The 286-nt window shown below is 58.7% G+C and carries 1 protein-coding gene; it reads right to left on the bottom strand.

Annotation, left to right across the window (positions count from 1 at the left end; genetic code table 11):
* Positions 1 to 34: 34 nt before the first annotated feature.
* On the bottom strand, positions 35 to 286 hold a 252-nt coding region (locus tag EN852_RS39955), incomplete at its 5' end, for a hypothetical protein (protein WP_135879985.1).

The following is a 286-nucleotide window of genomic DNA, read 5'->3' as shown; positions in this document are numbered from 1 at the left end:
CCCATTTCAGTGCGCCGCAGCATACCCATTGTCTTCACACCTTGGCCTTTCGCCATCCAGCCCACCACGCTTCCCATTCGGAGCAGAACCATCTCTCGCCCCGGGCCGGGTTGATGCGTGTCGCCGAGTAATATTCTTGACCGGGCACATGATAGATGCGCTCGCCGCGATCATTGATGTTTCCCTTGATGTCACAGCCGATCTTGCGCACCGCGCTGGGGGACGATGCCGTACCGGAATAATGAACTGTTGGGAGCGGATGCTGGGTGTCTGTCGCGACGTAACC

This window comes from Mesorhizobium sp. M2E.F.Ca.ET.209.01.1.1 (genome assembly GCF_004010375.2).
Taxonomy (GTDB): Bacteria; Pseudomonadota; Alphaproteobacteria; order Rhizobiales; family Rhizobiaceae; genus Mesorhizobium.
Note: the sequence above shows the minus strand (reverse complement) of the source record. Positions and strands in the feature narration are given on the sequence as shown.